This window comes from Streptomyces sp. NPDC059002, from assembly GCF_042740435.1.
In the GTDB taxonomy this organism is placed as follows: Bacteria; Actinomycetota; Actinomycetes; order Streptomycetales; family Streptomycetaceae; genus Streptomyces.
In genome coordinates this window covers 37139-52920 of the sequence record NZ_JBHYJI010000067.1, presented here as the reverse complement: position 1 = coordinate 52920, position 15782 = coordinate 37139, and the positions used below count along the sequence as shown (strand labels likewise).

Sequence of the window (15782 nt, the reverse complement as noted above, 5' to 3'; positions counted from 1 at the left end):
TCCACGGCCTGCCCCGGGGCCTGCCCCGCCTCCTCGGCCCGCCCCCCCCCGGGGCACCCTCACCCGTCCAACATCCCCCGCAACAGCTCCGCCACCCCCGCCCGCAGCTCCTCCTCCGTCGGGACCGTCGCGTGGAACGAGCCCGCCACGCACGAGAACATCAGGCCGTCGCACCAGGCCACCAGGGAGAGGGTGTGCCGTTCGGGGGTCGGTGAGCCTGCTGCGCGGAGCAGGGCTTCGAGGGGTTCGCGGAATTGTTTGCCCGTCGCGTCGTAGTACGCGCGGAGTTCTGGCCTACGGGTGGCTTCGAGGGCCAACTCGTAACGGGAGACCAGCAGGTGACGGGAGTCGCCGGTCAAGTAGCGGTGCAGGGCCCGGGCCAGAGCGGTGGCCAGGGCGGGGCGGCCGGCCGTGGGGTCCGGCATTTCGGTGGGGGTCAGGACCACCGCCTCGCGTTCCGCCTGGCGCCGCACCGCCGCCTCCAGGAGGGCGAGCCGGGTGCGTGCGTGGTTCGAGGTGGAGCCCTGCGGGAGGCCCGCCGCCTCGTCGACGGCCCGGTGGGTGAGGCCGCGCATGCCGCGTTCGGCGAGGAGGGCGAGCGCCGTGTCGGCGATGAGTTCGGTGCGGGACGCCCCCGCGCTGTGTGCGGACATGGGGGCACTCTATCGCCCGCGACTACACCTGTAGTACGGTCTGGACATCGCTCACTACAGGTGTAGTGAAGGTGGATGGTGCGTGCGCATGCCGCGACGGTGTGCGCACCGCGCCGCGAAGGAGGAGCCATGCAGCAGCCCCACGCAGTCGTCATCGGCGCCGGTATCGGCGGACTCGCCGCGGCCATCGGCCTGCACCGCGCGGGGTGGCGCGTCACCGTCCTGGAGCGCGCCGCCTCCCTGGAGCCCGTCGGTGCGGGCATCGGCCTGGCCCCGAACGCCCAGCGCGCGCTCGACGTCCTGGGACTCGGCGACCGGGTCCGCGCGCTCGCCGCCTGGCAGGGCCTCGGCGGCATGCGGGCCCAGAGCGGCCGTTGGCTGGTGCGCACGAGTTCGGCCGAGGCCGAAGGGGCGTACGGCGGCAGCCTCGTGATGCTGCATCGCGCGACCCTCGTCGACCTGCTCGTCTCCGAGCTGCCCGCGGGCACACTGCGTACCGGCACGCGCGCCCGCCTCACGGACCCGGGCGCGACCGGCCGGCCGGCCGTCGTCACCCTCGACGGGGCCGCCGAGGGTGCCGCCGGCCAAGCCCTCGACCACCCCGCCGCCAACGCCCCCAGCACGGAACACCCCGTCACGGACCGCATCGAAGCAGCCCTCGTCGTCGGCGCCGACGGCATCAACTCCGCCGTGCGTGACGTCCTCTTCCCCGGCCACCCCCGGCCCGTCTACGCCGGATTCACCGCCTGGCGGTTCGTCATCCCCGCGCCCGCCGAGCCCTTCGCGCCGCACGAGACCTGGGGGCGTGGCGGGGTGTGGGGTACGCAGCCGCTGAAGGACGGCAGGGTGTACGCGTATGCGACGGCGCGCGTGCCCGAGGGGCAGCGTGCGTCCGGCGGGGAGAAGGCCGAGCTGGCGCGGCGTTTCGCCGACTGGCACGACCCGATCCCCGCCGTCGTCGCCGCCGCGCGGCCCGAGGACATCCTGCGCAACGACGTCCGCCATCTGGCCACACCGCTGACCGTCCACCACCGCGGCCGCGTCGTCCTCGTCGGCGACGCGGCGCACGCCATGACGCCGAGCCTCGGCCAGGGCGGCAACCAGGCCATCGAGGACGGCGTCGTCCTGGCCCACCACACGGCGCCCGGCGCGGACCTCTTCGCGGGGCTCGCCGCCTACAGCGCGGCGCGCGTCCCCCGTACCAACGAGATCGTCCGCAGGGCCGCCCGCGCATCGCGGGTCACGCATCCGAGGAGCGCCCCGCTCATTGCCATACGCAATGCCCTTGTGTCGGCGGCGTCGCGGCTCGGCCCGAACCTCATCCTGCGCGGTTTCTCCTCCATCGCCGACTGGCGTCCCCCGCAGGCCCCGTATGCTGCGGGAACAGCGACCGGAACGTCCGCGCACACCGCGCGGACAGCGGGACGCGAACCGGCACAGCGGTAGGTGTACGAGCCGGTACAGCAGCAGTGGTAGCGGCGGTGAGGGAGACAGTGGTGAAGGTCGGCTGCATCGGACTCGGGGACATCGCGCAGAAGGCGTACCTGCCTGTCCTCACCACCCAGCCGGGGGTCGAGCTGCACCTGCAGACGCGTACGCCCGCCACCCTCGCCAGGGTCGGGGGCGTCCATCACATCCCGGACGCGCGGCTCCACACCGACCTGGACGCACTGCTCGCCCAGGATCTCGACGCGGCCTTCGTGCACGCCCCGACCGCCGTGCACCCCGAGATCGTCACGCGGCTGCTCGAAGCGGGCGTGGCGACCTATGTCGACAAGCCCATCGCGTACGAACTCGCCGAATCCGAGCGGCTGGTGCGCCTCGCCGAGGACCGTGACGTGAGCCTCGCCGTCGGCTTCAACCGGCGTTTCGCGCCCGGTTACGCCCAGTGTGCCGAGCACCCGCGCGAGCTGATCCTGATGCAGAAGAACCGCGTCGGCCTGCCCGAGGACCCGCGCACGCTCGTCCTGGACGACTTCATCCACGTCGTGGACACGCTGCGCTTCCTGGCGCCGGGCCCCATCGACCACGTCGGCGTGCGCGCCCGGCTCCAGGACGGCCTCATGGAGCACGTCGTGCTGCAGTTGGCGGGCGACGGCTTCACGGCGCTCGGCGTGATGAACCGGCTGAGCGGTTCGACCGAGGAGATCCTCGAGGTCTCGGGTCAGGACACCAAGCGGCAGGTGCTCAACCTCGCCGAGGTCGTCGACCACAAGGGTCAGCCGACGGTGCGGCGGCGCGGCGACTGGGTGCCGGTGGCCCGGCAGCGCGGCATCGAGCAGGTGGTGCTCTCCTTCCTCGACGCCGTGCGCGCGGGCAAGGTGCTCAGCGCCCGTGATGCGCTGGCGACCCATGAGCTGTGCGAGCGGGTTGTCCTTGCCGCTCAGGGGCAGGGCGCCTGAGGGACCGCGCGCCCTCGGCCGCGCACAGCAGCGCGAGGACGACCAGGGCGGCGTGCACGGGCCAGTCGCCCCACCTGACGTACGCCGTCACGCCCGTGGCGAGCGGAATGTCGTACACCGCCGCGGCGCTCGCCGATGTGCCGAGCGGGCTGCCGACGCGGGAGCCGTCGGGGCCGTAGACCGCGGAGACACCCGTGAGCGTCGCGTGCACCATGGGGCGGCCCGTCTCGGCGGCCCGCACCGCCGCGAGCGAGGCGTGCTGCCGGGGCGCCCAGCTGGCCTGGAACGACGACGTGGCGGACTGGGCGAGCAGCACCTGCGCGCCGTCGCGGGTGAGTTGACGGCTCATGTCGGGAAACGCCGACTCGAAGCAGACCAGCGGCCCGACCCGCAGGCCGTGCCCGGCGTCCATCACCACCTGTCGTTCGCCGCGCCTGCGGTCCTCGCCCGCGGCCTTGCCGACCGATGTCGCCCAGCCGAGCAGGGAGCGCGCGGGGACGTACTCGCCGAACGGCACGAGCCGCATCTTGTCGTAGCGGTCCCCGGTCGGTCCTTCCGGCCCCACCAGGACGGAACTCTTGAAGATGCCGGGCCGGTCGGAGCGGCGCGCGTCGACGTTCACGAGGATGTCCGCGCCGACCTCACGGGAGAGCGCGGCGATCCTGCGCGCGATGTCGGGCCTGTCGGTGAGGTCGAAGCCGACGCTGCTCTCGCCCCACACGACGAGGTCGAGGTCCCGGCCCGCCAAGGTCCTGGTCAGCGCCTCCTCGCGGGCGAATCGCTTCTCGGGGCCCCCGATGCCGTCGATGACACCGGGCTGTACGACGGCGACCCGGGTCCGGCCCGCGGGTTCCGGGCGTGGGGCCCAGGTCCAGGCGGCGGTGGTCACGGCGGCCACGGCGACGATGCCGGCGACGGCGGGGGCGCCGGGGGCGGCGGAGAACACGGCTCCCCGGGGACCCGCGAGGAACGCGCCTCCCCGACTGCCCGTGCGGGAGCGGCCCCCGGTCGGCGTCGCCTCGGCGGACCGGCCCGCCGTCAGGGCGACGACGAGCAGCGCGACCGCGGTGTTCACGACCACGACCAGCGCGCTGACCAGCCACACCCCGCCCACGGACGCGAGCCGCAGCGCGGGCTCCACCTGCCACTGGCTGGAGCCGAGCAGACCCCACGGGCCGCCCAATCCCTCCCAGGACCTGACCAGTTCGACCATCAGCCAGGCCGAGGGCAGTACGACGAGGGCGGTCGCGGCACGCCCCGGTGGCGGCGCGTGGCCGAGCAGCCGCCGCACCAGCCAGCCCCACGGGGCCCACAACAGGCCGAGCAGCGCCGCGATGACGACCGTGAAGACATGCAGGCTCGGCAGCAGCCAGTGGTGGACGGCCACCATGAAGCCGAGGCCCCCGAGCCAGCCGTCGAGCGCGGCACGGCGCGCGGTCGGGGCCGATCGGGCCAGCAGGATCCACGGCACCAGCGCGACGTACGCGAACCACCACAGCGACGGGGCGGGGAAGGCGAGCGCGGGCAGTGCCCCGGCCAGGACGGCGGTGCCACCGCGCCACCAGGGCGACGCGAGCAGCAGCCGCACACGCTGCCCGGTCCGCTCCCTTCGGCCGTCGCCGAACAGATCCATGCAGCGCCTCCCTCGGTCCCCGACGCCCGGTCGTGGTTCCAGTGTGCGCGCCGAAGACGATCTACGACAGTGGGCGTTCGCCGTGGTGTGAGGGGATGCGGCGAGGTGGTGATGCGGCGCGGCGCGCGTCAGGCCTCGGCCGGGGCGTCGCCGGTCCGTTCCTGGATCCTGCGCCACTTCTCCTCGACGACCACCTCGCGCAACCGCCAGCCACCGTGCGTACGCAGCAGTGCGAAGGAGTAGCGGCCCCCGCAGACGAAGTCCGGGGCCGGGGTCCCGGCCTGTCCCTCGTTCGCCGCGAACGCCATGGGATTCACATAGTCGGCGCGCACGCGCGCGGTGTCCCCGACGTCCTGGTCGAGGGTCCCGAACTGCAGTCTCCGGTTCACGATCAGATGCTGGCGCATCGGGAACATGCGCATCCTGTCGGTCAGCCAGGCGGCGACGTCGGAGGCCGAGCCCTCGATGCCGCCCGCGGACCGGTAGTCGGCGCGGCCTCCGGGGGCGAAGAGGCGGCGGTAGGCGTCCCAGTCGCCGTCGTCGACGGCCACCGCGTACTCGGTGATGAGGGCGTCGATGGCCAACCGGTCCATCACTGCGGCGAGTTCCACGCGCTGCGTCATCGGCTCAGTGTTGGGCACGGGAGGTGGGGAGCCAAGAGGTGTGCAGGGGGCAAGCGGCCGGATCCCTGCGCAGGGGCGGGGCCCTCGCGGCCGAGGGCCTGTCCGGCCCGGTTCCGCCGGACAGGTCCTGGGCGCCGTTCCGTCGTACAGGTTCTCAGGTGCTGATCCGTCGGTCCGAGGTGCTGATCCGTCGTGCGGGCCCTAGGCGGCCTTCACGATCTCCTCGCGGACCGCTGCGGCCCACTCGGTCACCAACTGCTCGTACTCCCGGCGCTGTTCGGCGGAGAGGCGCCCGCCGGCGCGCAGCCACAGGCCGCGGATCCGGTCGTTCAGTTCGACGGAAGACCGCGCGGAACCATGGGGTGGTGGGGTTAAGGGCATGCAGTCAAGCCTAGGGGATGGCTACGACAATCGGAACTGTCAGCTACCGCACACCTCCGCCCGGTGATCGCAGGGCCGGTCGCACAGGGGGTGTGCGTCGCGTCCGACGGGCGGCGTTCGCGCCTGTCAGTGGCTCCACGTACGCTCGAAACACATGAAGCACAGGAGGGGTCGGGCGCCGCGATGGAAGCTGTCCGACGACGGGCAGGGGCTGCCGGAGCGGGTGGCGCGGAAGTGGTCGTGGGGCGTTGATCCCTTCAAGACGGTCATGTTCTTCCTTCTCGCGCCCGCGCTGCTGATCGCCGGCGCGTTGGGCGGCCTTGGCTGGTCGTGGTGGGAGCGGCTGCTGGCGGGGGCGGGCGGGCTCGCCCTCGGCGCCTATCCGGTGCTGGCCCTGGTCGGCGGCTGGCGGCTGGCGTCAGGTCGCCGCCGCCAAGGCGGTGTGGAACGGTAGAACTCGGCCCAAGCGGCAGAAAGGCCGCAAAGCGCCGATTCCCGTCCCGATGCTCTGCCGAAAGAGGTGGCGAGATGTCCTCGAAGCGACGCCGGAAGAAGAAGGCCCGCCGCAAGCACGCGGCCAACCACGGCAGCCGACCGCAGTCCTGAGGGCAGGCCGTCCTAGTTCACGTCGACGTGGTCGAAGATCGCGAGCATGCGTGTCAGGACGTGCACGCAGGTCGCCACGTCGGCCTCGGTCAGGTCGCCGTCCACCTGGCGGAGGAGCGCGTGTTCACGGGCGACGACCGCGTTGATCGCGGCGTCGCCCGCTGCCGTCAGGCGGATCAGTGAGGACCGCTGGTGCGCCGGGTTGGGGATGGTCTCCACGAGCCGCCGCGCCGCGGCGTCATTGACCATGCGCTGGACGAACTGGCGGCTCAGCGCCTGCGCGCGGCCCATCTGCGGGACGGTCATGGGCCCGTGCTCCCGGAGCTGGACCAGGACGGCGCGCACGCCGACGGAGATCCCCTCGATGGGCGCGGCCTCCTCCACCTTGCGCTGCACGCGCCGGTAGAGCGGGCCGACCAGGTCGAAGACCCCGGTGAGCCGGTCGGCGAGGTCGTCGGGCGCCAAGGGGGCGGAGGGGGCGAAGGGCGCGGAGGAGGCAGCTGGGGCGGAGGGGTCGGGGGTCGCGTTGGGGCCGGAGATCGCGTTCGTCACCACGTCATCATGACACCTTGGTTGCCAACCCGCAGGAAAGTTTGACACCTTGGTTGTCATGACTGATGCCACTGATGTCACCCACGGGTCCGACCTGTCCACCTTCGAGTTCGACGGCGGCAGCCTCGTCTACCGCGACACCGGAGAGGGCCGACCGCTGGTCCTGCTCCACGGCGGCTTCCTCGACCACCGCATGTGGCGCGATCAGATTCCCTTCCTGGTGCGGGACCACCGGGTGATCGCGCCGGACGCGCGCGGCCACGGCGGATCGTCGGTCGCCCGCGCCGCCTTTCGGCACACCGACGACCTCGCCGCGCTGTTGCGCCACCTCGGCACGGGCCCGGCGATCCTGGTCGGCCTCTCGATGGGCGGCGCGACCGCCGTCGACACCGCGCTCGAACACCCGGATCTGGTCAGCGCGTTGGTGGTCAGCGGTGCCGGGACCAGCGAGCCCGACTTCCGCGACCCCTGGGTCAAGGGCATCCAGGCCGAGCTGACCCGCGCGTTCACGGAGGGCGACGCGGACGGCTACGTGGAGGCGTTCACGCAGTACGCGCCCGGTCCGCGCCGCGCGCTCGACGAGGTCGACCAGGACGTCGTACGGCTGCTGAGGGAGATGACCGCGAACACCGTCGCGAAGCACACGGGGGCGGTGCCCGCGGAGCTCCTGCCGGTGGCCGACACCTGGGCCCGCGCCGCGCAGCTCACGCTTCCGGCCTTCGCCATCAACGGCGGTGTCGACTCGGCCGACTGCATCGGGATGGCCGAGCGGCTCGTGCACTCCATTCCGGGCGGGCGCGCGGTGACCGTCGACGGCGTGGCCCACTACCCGAACATGGAGCGGCCGGGCACCTTCAACGAGATCCTCGGGGGATTCCTGCGGACCCTGCCGTCGCGCTGAGGGCCGGGGGTCGGGAGTGGGCGCGCTCCGGGTGGGCCGGGGGCCCGGGCTTGGGCCCCGCCTGCGCCTGAGTCTCGTCCCGACGGACCGCCCGGCCTCAGCCCGCCGATTCCCCCGCGTGCGGGCTGAGCGCGCCCGTCGCGACGAGGGCGATCAGGACGATGCCGAGCAGGACCCGGTAGTACACGAAGGGCATGAAGGACTTGGTCGTAATGAACTTCATGAACCAGGCGATGACCGCGTAGCCGACCACGAAGGCGACGATGGTGGCGAAGATCGTCGGGCCCCAGGAGACGTGGCCCTCGCCCGCGTCCTTCAGTTCGAAGGCGCCGGAGGCGAGGACGGCGGGGATGGCGAGGAGGAAGGAGTAGCGGGCCGCGGCCTCGCGGGTGTAGCCCATGAGGAGGCCGCCGCTGATGGTGGCGCCGGAGCGGGAGACGCCGGGGATGAGGGCCATGGCCTGGCAGATGCCGTAGATCAGGCCGTCCTTGACGCCCAGTTCCTTGAGGTCCTTGCGGTGGCGTACGGCGCGGTGCTTGCCGCCCGTTTCGTCGCGGGCCGCGAGGCGGTCGGCGATGCCGAGGACGATGCCCATCACGATGAGCGTCGTGGCGATCAGGCGCAGGTCGCGGAAGGGGCCCTCGATCTGGTCCTTGAAGGTGACGCCGAGGACGCCGATCGGGATCGAGCCGACGATGACCAGCCAGCCCATCTGGGCGTCGTGGTCGGAGCGCGGCACCTTGCCGAAGAGCGAGCCGAACCATGCGGAGATGATCCGGACGATGTCCTTGCGGAAGTAGATGAGCACGGCGGCCTCGGTGCCGATCTGGGTGATCGCCGTGAACGCGGCCCCGGGATCGTGCCAGCCCGCGAACGCCGCGGTCAGCCGCAGGTGCGCGCTGGAGGAGATCGGGAGGAACTCGGTCAGTCCCTGGACGAGCCCGAGGATGAAGGATTCAAGCCAAGACATGAAAACTGCGCCGTCCAAGTACTGATCATCAGGCCGCGGGTGGATGCGGTGATAGCGGTCAACGAGAGGCGGGGCTGCGGCGGAATGCCGGGGCGCGAGGGGGGATCACGCCCCTCGACGGGGGCAGCGTAACCGCCTTGGGTGAACGGGGTGGCGGGAGGGCCGCCGCGCGTGGCGCGGGCGGGTGCCATTCAGGCCGCCGTCGGGCCCGTCGTCGACCAACCCGGCGTCTGGGGATGGGCGGTGAGGTCGTCGTGGCGGACCGCGTCGCCGCAGGCGGAGCAGGTCACGACCGGGACCAGTTCGTGGCCGCAGGAGTGCTCGAGGACCATCGGGCGGCCGTCGTCGCCGCGCAGATGGCGGTCGCCCCAGGCCATGAGGGTCATCAGGACCGGCTCCAGTTCGAGGCCCGCCGGAGTGGGCCGGTACAGGAAGCGCTGGGGGCGCTCGCTGTAGGCGACCTTCTCCAGGACGCCTGCCTCCACCAGGCGGCGCAGGCGCGTCGCGAGGACGTCGCGCGGGGCGCCGATGTTGCGCACCAGCTGGTCGAAGCGTTCGTTGCCGAGGCACACCTCGCGCAGGACGAGCAGGGAGTACTTCTCGCCGACGAGGGCGAGGGCGTCGGCGATGGAGCAGGGGCGCGGATCCTTCATGCGGGCAGTCTAGGGGGCTTGAAGGAGAGGGTTTGAATTTCCAACTCGCCCGGCTATCGTGAGTTTGGATTTCCTACTCACTGGTAGCCGAAAGAGGACCGCACCATGCGTGACGCCGTCATCGTCGAAGCCGTACGCACCCCCGTAGGCAAGGGCAAGCCGAACGGGGCCCTCGCCGGTGTGCACCCGGTCGAGCTCCTCGCCCACACCCTGCGCTCCCTCGTCGAGCGCACCGGCATCGACCCCGCCCTGATCGACGACGTGATCGGCGGCACCGTCGACCAGGTCGCCGAGCAGGCCATGAACACCACCCGCTACGCCGTCCTGTCCGCCGGGTTCCCCGAGTCCGTGCCCGCGACGACCGTCGACCGGCAGTGCGGCTCCTCGCAGCAGGCCGTGCACTTCGCGGCGCAGGGCGTCATGTCGGGTGCGTACGACATGGTCGTGGCCTGCGGTGTGGAGTCGATGAGCCGCGTACCGATGTGGTCGAACGTGCCCGCCGGTGCCGATCCGTTCGGGCCCGGTGTCGCCGAGCGGTATCCGGAAGGGCTCGTCCCGCAGGGCATCAGCGCCGAGCTCATCGCGGCCAAGTGGTCCATCGGGCGCGAGCGGATGGACGCCTTCGCGACGACCTCGCACCAGCGTGCCGCGCGTGCCTGGGAGGCGGGTCTCTTCGACGCCGAGACCGCCCCGATCGCGGGCCTCACGCGCGACGAGTCCGTCCGCCCCGCCACCACCCCCGAGGTCCTCGCGGGCCTCAAGCCCGCCTACTACGACCCCGGCTTCGGCGAGCGCTTCCCGCAGATCGACTGGTCCGTCACGGCGGGCAACACCAGCCCCGTCAACGACGGGGCGTCCGCCGTCCTCATCACCACCAGCGAGCACGCCGCCCGGCTCGGCCTGCGCCCGCTCGCCAGGCTGCACAGCTTCGCCGTCACGGGTTCCGACCCGCTCCTCATGCTGACCGGCGTCCTGCCCGCCACCGAGAAGGTGCTGCGCAAGGCCTCATTGAGCCTCGACGACATCGACCTCTTCGAGGTCAACGAGGCCTTCGCCAGCGTCGTACTCGCCTGGCTGCAGGAGACCGGCGCCGATCCGCGGAAGGTCAACGTGCACGGCGGCGCCATCGCGCTCGGGCACCCGCTGGGCGCGAGCGGCACCCGGCTGATGACCACGCTCGTCCACGCGATGCGTGCGCGCGGCGCCCGTTACGCGCTGCAGACCATGTGCGAGGCGGGCGGGCTCGCCAACGCGACGGTCCTCGAAGCGCTCTGAGGGACTCTGCGGGACTTTCGAGGGACTCTGCGGGACTCTGCGGGACAGGGCCGTCAGCGGCCGCGCAGGTGGTGGCGCTTGAACCAGGCCACCACCGCACCGCCGAGCCCGGTCACCGCGATGAACCCCATCGCGATCAGAAAGACGGGCGACGTCGGCGTCGACGCGCGGGCACCCGCGACGACGTACGCCGCCGTGTTCGGGATCGACCCGAGGCCGGTGGCGAGGAGGAACGGCAGCCAGCCCATGCGGGACACCGCCGCGCAGTAGTTGGCCGCGGCGAACGGGATGCCGGGAAAGAGCCTGACCGCCAGCATCGACCGGAAGCCGTGCCTGCTGAGCTGGCCGTCCGCGGCCTTGAGCCAGCGGCCCCGCAGCAGGGGCCGCAGCGCGTCCTGGCCGAGCATCCGGCCGAGCCCGAAGGCGATCCCGGCGCCGAACACCGTGCCGGCGATCGCCGCGCCGAGCCCCGCCGAGGTGCCGAAGAGGGCGCCCGCCGCGAGGTTCAGGAGCGGACGCGGCACGAACGCGGCGGTGCACGCCCCGTACGCGACCGCGAACAGGGCCACCGCCGTGGCACCGCTCAGCTGGGCGGGCCAGCCGTCGGCGATCAGCCGCTGCGGCTCGAACAGCAGGACGCACGTCCCGGCCGCCGCGAGCAGCACCACCAGCAGGGAGAGCCGGGACCACGGCGAGAGCAGCGCCCTGGTGCAGCGCACGGCGAAGCCCTGCGGGCGGGTGGCGGCGGCGGTCTCGAGCATCCGGGAAGAGTAACCGCCTCATGTGTCTGATCGCCGTATGGTGCGTCTCATGAGCGTCACAGTCCCGAGGAGTGACCTGGCGGACACCGTGCTCGACAGGCTCGTCGCGAGCTACTCCGCGGCGGCCGACCCGGCGCGGGCCGCGCAGATGCGTGCGTACATGAAGGACATCGCCCCCTTCCTCGGCCTGACCTCGCCCGTGCGCCGCGAGCTGGCCCGCACCGTCCTCGCCGGGACCCCGCGCCCCGACGAGCGGGACTGCACGGCGATCGCCCTGCGCTGCTGGGAACTGCCCGAGCGCGAGTACGCCTACTTCGCCGTCGACCTGCTGCGCCGCCATGTCAAGCGGTGCTCGTCCGGTTTCCTGCCGGTCGCCCGCCATCTCGTGACGACGCGCTCCTGGTGGGACACGGTCGACGCGCTCGCCGCGCACGTGGTCGGCGGTCTGGTCGCGGCCGATCCGGGGCTGCGGGCCGCCATGGACGAGTGGATCGAGGACGAGGACCTGTGGGTGGCCCGCACCGCCCTCCTCCATCAGCTCCGCTACAAGGAGGACACGGACGCCGAGCGGCTCTTCGGGTACTGCGCGCGCAGGGCGGGGCACCCGGACTTCTTCATCCGCAAGGCGATCGGCTGGTGTCTTCGGGAGTACGCCAAGACCGACCCGGACGCCGTGCGCGCCTTCGTCGAGCGGGAGCGGGGCAGGCTCGCGCCGCTGTCCGTGCGTGAGGCGCTGAAGAACCCCTGAGCCCGGCACGTGGCCCGGCCTGTGGGCCCGGCACGGCAACTCGGCTCGTGGAACGCGTCGTTCGGGATAAAACCATTCGACGTGGGCGCTTCCTTCGGTGAGGATCAGTCCCATGTTCCGGTACGCCTTCCCCGCAGCCACGCCCGCAGTCGCGGGCGCTGCGAAGGCTGCCGTCCTCGCATCCGACGCCCTCGCACCCGACGCCTTCTACGGCGCCCGAAGCTGACCCTCCCCGGACATTCCGGCGGACCCCCGAGGGGGAGGGTCGGTAGGGCCCCGGGGTCCCCGTCCCGACCGCGAACAGAGCCGGTACGGGACAACAGCTTCGAGTTCCGGAGAAGGAACAGCCATGCCCAAGACGGCATACGTGCGCACCAAGCCGCACCTCAACATCGGCACCATGGGCCACGTCGACCACGGCAAGACCACCCTGACCGCCGCCATCACCAAGGTCCTCAGCGAGCGCGGCACCGGCACGTTCGTGCCCTTCGACCGCATCGACCGGGCGCCGGAGGAGGCGCAGCGCGGCATCACCATCAACATCGCGCACGTCGAGTACGAGACGGACACCCGGCACTACGCGCACGTCGACATGCCGGGCCACGCCGACTACGTCAAGAACATGGTCACCGGCGCCGCCCAGCTCGACGGGGCGATCCTCGTCGTCTCCGCACTCGACGGGATCATGCCGCAGACCGCCGAGCACGTGCTGCTCGCCCGCCAGGTCGGCGTCGACCACATCGTCGTGGCCCTGAACAAGGCCGACGCCGTCGACGACGGTGAGGACGCTGCACTCACCGACCTCGTCGAGTTGGAGGTCCGCGACCTGCTCTCCGCGCACGGGTACGGCGGGGACTCCGTCCCTGTCGTACGCGTCTCGGGACTCAAGGCCCTTGAGGGCGAGCCGCGTTGGACGGCCGCGATCGAGGCGCTGCTCGACGCCGTCGACACCTATGTGCCGATGCCCGAGCGCTATCTCGACGCGCCCTTTCTGCTGCCCGTCGAGAACGTGCTCACCATCACCGGGGTGGGGGAGAGGGGTGGGTTTACGTTTCGATTGAAGTGCGGCTCTTGGGGTGGTGATGCGGAGCATCTTGCTGCCTGACCAACCATTTCGGCGTCCATGGCATGGGCAGGCCCTCCTTCATGCCATCCCAGCCCGGTGTGCGAATTGCGGGATCTGACCTGGGTCCGCACCGCCGTCACCCGAACGCCACGGGTGGTACCCGAGTCTGGAGCTGAAAGACATCGACATCAGACTCTCCGCGGTCACCTTCGACATCATGGACGTCGCCGACTGGGCGATGCCTAGGAGCCCTCACTGCCCGCAGAGGTGACCCGAAGATCCTGGTGGAACTGGCCAAGCGAAGGCTCTGCAACAAGATTCCCGAACTGACTGCTGGCCTCAGAAGGTTCCTCGGACGGAACTTTCGCCACCGCGATCAGGTCATCGGAGCAGGTGAAGCGCCGACGAAATGGCCACCACCTCTGCGAATGGTACGAGCAGTGCCCCCGACTCTCCTACTGGCGACTGGATTTCATACCTGACTAGCGACGATCAATAGATCAAGTACGGAACGAGCCTTCTCAGTGTCCCCGCACCGCCGGTGGGCCAGGACCATCAGGTTCTGGCCCACCGGCGGTGGTCTTGCACTCTCATGCAGTACCGGGGTGCCGGTTTCGTGAGGTGCGACGGTCGGTCTAGCTGAAGACCTCGGTCACGGTGCCCGCGCCGACGGTGCGGCCGCCCTCGCGGATCGCGAAGCCGAGGCCCGGTTCCAGAGGTAGCTCACGGCCGAGCTCGACGGTCATCGTGACGGTGTCGCCGGGGCGGGCGACGGCCGTTTCGCCGAGGTCGACGTCGCCGACCACGTCCGCGGTGCGGATGTAGAACTGCGGCCGGTACCCGGTCGTGACAGGCGTCGAGCGGCCGCCCTCGCCCGCCGACAGGACGTACACCTGCGCGGAGAAGCGACGGCTCGGTGTGACGCTGCCGGGCGCCGCGACGACGTGCCCGCGGCGCACCGCGTCGCGGGGTACGCCGCGCAGCAGCAGTGCGACGTTGTCCCCGGCCTGCGCGGAGTCCATCGGCTTGCCGAAGGTCTCCAGGCCGGTGACGACCGTCTCCGTGTCCGCGCCAAGCACCTGCACGCGGTCGCCGACCTTGACGGTGCCGCGCTCGACGGCGCCGGTGACGACGGTGCCGCGCCCAGTGATCGTGAAGGTGTTCTCGACGGGCAGCAGGAAGGGCGCGTCGAGGTACCGCTCGGGCATCGGCACATAGGTGTCGACGGCGTCGAGCAGCGCCTCGATCGCGGCCGTCCAACGCGGCTCGCCCTCCAGGGCCTTGAGCCCGGAGACGCGTACGACAGGGACGGAGTCCCCGCCGTACCCGTGCGCGGAGAGCAGGTCGCGGACCTCCAGCTCGACGAGGTCGGTGAGTTCCTCGTCCCCCGCGTCCGCCTTGTTGAGGGCTACGACGATGTGGTCGACGCCGACCTGGCGGGCGAGCAGCACGTGCTCGGCCGTCTGCGGCATGATCCCGTCGAGCGCGGAGACGACGAGGATCGCCCCGTCGAGCTGCGCGGCTCCGGTGACCATGTTCTTGACGTAGTCGGCGTGGCCTGGCATGTCGACGTGCGCGTAGTGCCGGGTGTCGGTCTCGTACTCGACGTGCGCGATGTTGATGGTGATGCCGCGCTGCGCCTCCTCCGGCGCCCGGTCGATGCGGTCGAAGGGCACGAACGTGCCGGTGCCTCGCTCGCTGAGGACCTTGGTGATGGCGGCGGTCAGGGTGGTCTTGCCGTGGTCGACGTGGCCCATGGTGCCGATGTTGAGGTGCGGCTTGGTGCGTACGTATGCCGTCTTGGACATGGCTGTTCCTTCTCCGGAACTCGAAGCTGTTGTCCCGGGACCGCGCTCGGCGCGCGGTGCGGGACGGGGACCCCGGGGCCTGACCGACCCTCCCCCTGGGGGGTCCGCCGGAATGTCCGGGGAGGGTCAGCTTCGGGCGCCGTCGAAGGCGTCGGGTGCGAGGACGTCGGGTGCGAGGACGTCAGAGGCGAGGACGGCAGCCTTCGCAGCGCCCGCGACTGCGGGCGTGGCTGCGAGGAAGGCGTACCGGAACATGCCACTGATCCTCACCGAAGGAAGCGCCCACGTCGAATGGTTTTATCCCGAACGACGCGTTCCGCGAGCCGAGTTGCTCAGAGGTTCTTCAACGCTTCCCGCACCGATAGCGGCGCGAGCCGGTCCCGCTCCCGCTCGACGAAGGCGCGTACGGCCGCCGGATCGGTCTTGGCGTACTCCCGCAGACACCAGCCGATCGCCTTACGGACGAGGAAGTCCGGGTGCGAGTTGTAGTCGCGGGGGCTGTGTCGTTCTGAACCCGGCGTATAGCTCGGCTCGTCTGCTTTTACGGCCCTGAACTGGGGTTTTCCCGGGGGCAGGGCCGTTCGGTGTCGTGGCGGATGTGCCCGGCTGACCTGGGGGTTCCCGGGAGTTCCCGCGTATTTGTACAACGGATGTGCAATGGGGGATCGGTGGGCGGGAGCGTTGTGGCTTGTTGGGTGGGGCGCCGAGACGGGAGGCGCGGGTTCGAACCCTCGACGGGGTCGCCAACAG

At 71.5% G+C, this 15782-nt stretch carries 16 protein-coding genes and 2 pseudogenes; 7 read left to right on the top strand and 11 right to left on the bottom strand.

Features of this window, described 5'->3' with window-relative positions:
- Positions 1 to 59 precede the first annotated feature (59 nt).
- Positions 60 to 653: a TetR/AcrR family transcriptional regulator gene (locus tag ACFWZ2_RS37190; RefSeq protein ID WP_384553484.1), complete on the bottom strand. Its 594-nt coding sequence runs from the start codon at positions 651 to 653 to the stop codon at positions 60 to 62.
- A 129-nt stretch (positions 654 to 782) separates the two neighbouring features.
- Here ACFWZ2_RS37190 and ACFWZ2_RS37185 point away from each other — a divergent pair, with 129 nt between their 5' ends.
- Both ACFWZ2_RS37185 and ACFWZ2_RS37180 read left to right on the top strand, forming a co-directional pair.
- Complete coding sequence (locus ACFWZ2_RS37185) at positions 783 to 2099, top strand: FAD-dependent monooxygenase (RefSeq protein ID WP_384553483.1); 1317 nt, start codon at positions 783 to 785, stop codon at positions 2097 to 2099.
- A 50-nt stretch (positions 2100 to 2149) separates the two neighbouring features.
- Positions 2150 to 3055: a Gfo/Idh/MocA family protein gene (locus ACFWZ2_RS37180; protein ID WP_384553487.1), complete on the top strand. Its 906-nt coding sequence runs from the start codon at positions 2150 to 2152 to the stop codon at positions 3053 to 3055.
- On the opposite strand, the gene lnt is transcribed toward ACFWZ2_RS37180, so the two are convergent.
- The 3 genes from lnt to ACFWZ2_RS37165 all read right to left on the bottom strand — a co-directional run bounded on the left by lnt (position 2979) and on the right by ACFWZ2_RS37165 (position 5692).
- Complete coding sequence (lnt, locus tag ACFWZ2_RS37175) at positions 2979 to 4688, bottom strand: apolipoprotein N-acyltransferase (protein ID WP_384553481.1); 1710 nt, start codon at positions 4686 to 4688, stop codon at positions 2979 to 2981. The two genes, ACFWZ2_RS37180 and lnt, sit on opposite strands and share 77 nt — an antisense overlap.
- 128 nt (positions 4689 to 4816) lie before the next feature.
- The gene (locus ACFWZ2_RS37170) at positions 4817 to 5311 is read right to left on the bottom strand and encodes a nuclear transport factor 2 family protein (RefSeq protein WP_384553479.1); all 495 of its coding nucleotides are present in this window, start codon (positions 5309 to 5311) and stop codon (positions 4817 to 4819) included.
- A gap of 201 nt (positions 5312 to 5512) precedes the next feature.
- Complete coding sequence (locus ACFWZ2_RS37165; RefSeq protein ID WP_384553477.1) at positions 5513 to 5692, bottom strand: hypothetical protein; 180 nt, start codon at positions 5690 to 5692, stop codon at positions 5513 to 5515.
- Between the two features lie 154 nt (positions 5693 to 5846).
- On the opposite strand from ACFWZ2_RS37165, the gene ACFWZ2_RS37160 reads away from it, so the two are divergent.
- Entirely contained in the window at positions 5847 to 6146 is a 300-nt protein-coding gene (locus tag ACFWZ2_RS37160) for a hypothetical protein (protein WP_384553475.1), read from the top strand.
- Between the two features lie 164 nt (positions 6147 to 6310).
- On the opposite strand, the gene ACFWZ2_RS37155 is transcribed toward ACFWZ2_RS37160, so the two are convergent.
- Positions 6311 to 6850 (bottom strand): MarR family winged helix-turn-helix transcriptional regulator, encoded by a 540-nt coding sequence (locus tag ACFWZ2_RS37155; protein WP_384553473.1) that lies wholly within the window; start codon positions 6848 to 6850, stop codon positions 6311 to 6313.
- 58 nt (positions 6851 to 6908) lie between these two features.
- Here ACFWZ2_RS37155 and ACFWZ2_RS37150 point away from each other — a divergent pair, with 58 nt between their 5' ends.
- Entirely contained in the window at positions 6909 to 7751 is an 843-nt protein-coding gene (locus ACFWZ2_RS37150) for an alpha/beta fold hydrolase (RefSeq protein WP_384553471.1), read from the top strand.
- 97 nt (positions 7752 to 7848) lie between these two features.
- Here the strand turns inward: ACFWZ2_RS37150 and ACFWZ2_RS37145 are convergent, their stop codons facing one another.
- On the bottom strand, positions 7849 to 8721 hold the full coding sequence (locus ACFWZ2_RS37145; protein ID WP_384553468.1) for an undecaprenyl-diphosphate phosphatase: 873 nt from the start codon (positions 8719 to 8721) through the stop codon (positions 7849 to 7851).
- Positions 8722 to 8912: 191 nt separating this feature from the next.
- Positions 8913 to 9374, bottom strand: coding sequence for a winged helix-turn-helix transcriptional regulator (locus ACFWZ2_RS37140; RefSeq protein WP_384553466.1), 462 nt, complete (start codon positions 9372 to 9374; stop codon positions 8913 to 8915).
- Positions 9375 to 9479: 105 nt separating this feature from the next.
- Here ACFWZ2_RS37140 and ACFWZ2_RS37135 point away from each other — a divergent pair, with 105 nt between their 5' ends.
- The gene (locus ACFWZ2_RS37135; RefSeq protein ID WP_384553465.1) at positions 9480 to 10649 is read left to right on the top strand and encodes a thiolase family protein; all 1170 of its coding nucleotides are present in this window, start codon (positions 9480 to 9482) and stop codon (positions 10647 to 10649) included.
- A gap of 53 nt (positions 10650 to 10702) precedes the next feature.
- On the opposite strand, the gene ACFWZ2_RS37130 is transcribed toward ACFWZ2_RS37135, so the two are convergent.
- On the bottom strand, positions 10703 to 11410 hold the full coding sequence (locus ACFWZ2_RS37130; RefSeq protein ID WP_384553463.1) for a TVP38/TMEM64 family protein: 708 nt from the start codon (positions 11408 to 11410) through the stop codon (positions 10703 to 10705).
- Positions 11411 to 11459: 49 nt separating this feature from the next.
- Here ACFWZ2_RS37130 and ACFWZ2_RS37125 point away from each other — a divergent pair, with 49 nt between their 5' ends.
- Both ACFWZ2_RS37125 and ACFWZ2_RS37120 read left to right on the top strand, forming a co-directional pair.
- Positions 11460 to 12158 (top strand): DNA alkylation repair protein, encoded by a 699-nt coding sequence (locus ACFWZ2_RS37125; RefSeq protein WP_384553461.1) that lies wholly within the window; start codon positions 11460 to 11462, stop codon positions 12156 to 12158.
- Positions 12159 to 12507: 349 nt separating this feature from the next.
- Positions 12508 to 13191: pseudogene (locus ACFWZ2_RS37120) on the top strand (GTP-binding protein); the annotation flags it as partial.
- Positions 13192 to 13859: 668 nt separating this feature from the next.
- On the opposite strand, the gene tuf reads toward ACFWZ2_RS37120, so the two are convergent.
- The 3 genes and pseudogenes from tuf to ACFWZ2_RS37105 form a co-directional block, all read right to left on the bottom strand.
- The gene (gene tuf / locus ACFWZ2_RS37115; RefSeq protein ID WP_384553459.1) at positions 13860 to 15032 is read right to left on the bottom strand and encodes an elongation factor Tu; all 1173 of its coding nucleotides are present in this window, start codon (positions 15030 to 15032) and stop codon (positions 13860 to 13862) included.
- 126 nt (positions 15033 to 15158) lie between these two features.
- Positions 15159 to 15287 carry a hypothetical protein gene (locus ACFWZ2_RS37110; RefSeq protein ID WP_384553457.1) on the bottom strand — a complete coding sequence of 43 codons (129 nt, stop codon included), beginning with the start codon at positions 15285 to 15287 and terminating at the stop codon, positions 15159 to 15161.
- Positions 15288 to 15364: 77 nt separating this feature from the next.
- Positions 15365 to 15511, bottom strand: a pseudogene (locus ACFWZ2_RS37105) (DNA alkylation repair protein); the annotation flags it as partial.
- Positions 15512 to 15782: the final 271 nt, after the last annotated feature.

Excerpts from the sequence above, each read along its gene's own strand:
- ACFWZ2_RS37190 (WP_384553484.1), bottom strand. The coding sequence starts at position 653 with ATGTCCGCACACAGCGCGGGGGCGTCCCGCACCGAACTCATCGCCGAC.
- ACFWZ2_RS37185 (WP_384553483.1), top strand. The coding sequence starts at position 783 with ATGCAGCAGCCCCACGCAGTCGTCATCGGCGCCGGTATCGGCGGACTC.
- lnt (WP_384553481.1), bottom strand. The coding sequence starts at position 4,688 with ATGGATCTGTTCGGCGACGGCCGAAGGGAGCGGACCGGGCAGCGTGTG.
- ACFWZ2_RS37170 (WP_384553479.1), bottom strand. The coding sequence starts at position 5,311 with ATGACGCAGCGCGTGGAACTCGCCGCAGTGATGGACCGGTTGGCCATC.
- ACFWZ2_RS37165 (WP_384553477.1), bottom strand. The coding sequence starts at position 5,692 with ATGCCCTTAACCCCACCACCCCATGGTTCCGCGCGGTCTTCCGTCGAA.
- ACFWZ2_RS37160 (WP_384553475.1), top strand. The coding sequence starts at position 5,847 with ATGAAGCACAGGAGGGGTCGGGCGCCGCGATGGAAGCTGTCCGACGAC.
- ACFWZ2_RS37150 (WP_384553471.1), top strand. The coding sequence starts at position 6,909 with ATGACTGATGCCACTGATGTCACCCACGGGTCCGACCTGTCCACCTTC.
- ACFWZ2_RS37145 (WP_384553468.1), bottom strand. The coding sequence starts at position 8,721 with ATGTCTTGGCTTGAATCCTTCATCCTCGGGCTCGTCCAGGGACTGACC.
- ACFWZ2_RS37140 (WP_384553466.1), bottom strand. The coding sequence starts at position 9,374 with ATGAAGGATCCGCGCCCCTGCTCCATCGCCGACGCCCTCGCCCTCGTC.
- ACFWZ2_RS37135 (WP_384553465.1), top strand. The coding sequence starts at position 9,480 with ATGCGTGACGCCGTCATCGTCGAAGCCGTACGCACCCCCGTAGGCAAG.
- ACFWZ2_RS37130 (WP_384553463.1), bottom strand. The coding sequence starts at position 11,410 with ATGCTCGAGACCGCCGCCGCCACCCGCCCGCAGGGCTTCGCCGTGCGC.
- ACFWZ2_RS37125 (WP_384553461.1), top strand. The coding sequence starts at position 11,460 with ATGAGCGTCACAGTCCCGAGGAGTGACCTGGCGGACACCGTGCTCGAC.
- tuf (WP_384553459.1), bottom strand. The coding sequence starts at position 15,032 with ATGTCCAAGACGGCATACGTACGCACCAAGCCGCACCTCAACATCGGC.
- ACFWZ2_RS37110 (WP_384553457.1), bottom strand. The coding sequence starts at position 15,287 with ATGTTCCGGTACGCCTTCCTCGCAGCCACGCCCGCAGTCGCGGGCGCT.